The sequence below is a fragment of the Anoxybacillus sp. genome, from assembly GCF_036834105.1.
Taxonomy (GTDB): domain Bacteria; phylum Bacillota; class Bacilli; order Bacillales; family Anoxybacillaceae; genus Anoxybacillus.
The window spans coordinates 1-1,761 of the sequence record NZ_DAITON010000230.1; the positions used below are offsets into that span (position 1 = coordinate 1).

The 1,761-nt window shown below is 43.1% G+C and carries 3 protein-coding genes; 1 reads left to right on the top strand and 2 read right to left on the bottom strand.

What is annotated here, in order from left to right; all coding sequences use genetic code 11:
- Both V7Z64_RS13225 and V7Z64_RS13230 read right to left on the bottom strand, forming a co-directional pair.
- Nucleotides 1-230, bottom strand: a 230-nt coding sequence (locus V7Z64_RS13225; RefSeq protein WP_297987770.1) for a response regulator, incomplete at its 3' end; no start/stop codon positions are given.
- On the bottom strand, nucleotides 227-1,393 hold the full coding sequence (locus tag V7Z64_RS13230) for a sensor histidine kinase (protein ID WP_297987768.1): 1,167 nt from the start codon (nucleotides 1,391-1,393) through the stop codon (nucleotides 227-229). The genes V7Z64_RS13230 and V7Z64_RS13225, both read right to left, overlap by 4 nt.
- A 195-nt stretch (nucleotides 1,394-1,588) precedes the next feature.
- Between V7Z64_RS13230 and V7Z64_RS13235 the strand changes: the two genes are divergently transcribed.
- Nucleotides 1,589-1,761, top strand: a 173-nt coding sequence (locus V7Z64_RS13235; protein ID WP_334110741.1) for a YigZ family protein, incomplete at its 3' end; no start/stop codon positions are given.

Below are 1,761 nucleotides of genomic sequence, written 5' to 3' on the forward strand. Positions count from 1 at the left end.
GTATCCGGATACGCTTCAATGAGCTGACGAGTCGCCTCGACACCGTTTACATGCGGCATATTAATGTCCATAATGACGACATCTGGCTTATATCGTTCTACAAGCGCTAACGCTTCGTCACCGTCGCTTCCTTCCGCGACGACTTCAAAATCTTGTTCAAAGTCTAAAATGCGTTTAATTCCTTCTCGAAATAGTTTATGGTCATCAATTAAAACAATGCGCGTCTTCACTGCTGTCGTTCCCCTTTCCCTTCTGTCTTCTCAAGCGGAATGTGCATCGTGACAATCGTTCCGCGTCCAAGTTGCGAGTAAATATGTAATTTTCCTTCCAACCATTCGATACGCTCGCGCATGCCCATTAATCCGAACGCTTTTTCTTTTTTTTCATTCGGATTGAATCCTTTTCCATCGTCTTTAACGACGATCACTAAACTATCTTGCTTCAGCTCCATTTTCACTTGAATCGTTGTCGCTTCAGCATGCTTTAAGGCATTTTGCACCGCTTCTTGCACGAGGCGAAACACAGCAACTTCAAAACGGTTGGATAGCCGCTTTACCTCTCCCGTATATGTAAACGTAATCGTTGTTTTATGGTACTCTTCAATCGTTTGTAAATATTTTTTTAACGTCGGGATTAAGCCGAGATCATCTAGCGCCATCGGGCGTAAGTCGTAAATAATTCGCCGCACTTCATATAGAGCGGAACGCACCATTTTTTTTAAATCGCGCATTTCATGAATCGCTTCTTCCGCCCCGCGCTCGCGATAAATGCGCTCGATCAGGTCAGAACGCATAATGACGTTCGCAAGCATTTGCGCCGGTCCATCATGAATTTCTCGCGACAGCCGTTTTCGCTCCTCTTCCTGCGCCTCAATAATGCGCAGACCAAACTCTTGCTTTTCATTTGCACCGTTAATAAAGTCGCTTAATTCTCGAAAATCCCCGTTCAAATAGTTCAGCACAACTGTCACTTGCCCAATTAAATGATCGGCCCGTTCAATCGTCTCTTTCACAGCTGTCAAACGCCGTTCTAACTCATCGCGACGCTGACGCAACTGCCTTTCCTTCTCTTGCGCCATCGCCAATTCCATTTGTAGCGAATGCGCTTTCTCGTACGCTTGTCGAATTTCTGCTTCGGAATAATGGGAAAAGTTTTTGCTCACATCAGATAATCGTTGTCGAGCTAGCCGCGCTTTCATCTCTAAGCTGTCCGTCTGGTGAATAACTCGCTGTACTTCCTCTTTTACTTGCTGAAGCTCCTCCACTAAACGCTCATATTCTTTTCGTGATTGCTCACTAATATGAAAAATTTCCGCTTTGCTTTGGTCGACCGTTTCAATCATTTTTTTTACAATACGGTCAAGCTGTTGCGCATCGATTTTTTTATTGGACATATACACCACCTAAAGAAAATATGACCAAAAGTCAACAAAAATGACTTTTCTGACTTTTAGCTGACGTTTATTCGCACTTTCATCATGTCACATCTCGCCTTATAATTTTTATTATAGCACGTTTTGACGATTTCCATCAGCATTTTTCGACAACATGCACACAACATTCCAAATAAACATTGAGGTGATTTCGTTTTGTTAGAGGCATACTATACGGTAAAAGGATACGGTGAAGCGGAAATCATCATTGAAAAATCGCGCTTCATTTGTTACGTCGAACGCGCGACAACGGAAGGAGAAGCTATGCGCTTTATTCAACAAATCAAGAAAAAACATTGGGATGCGACGCATAACTGTTCCGCGTATAT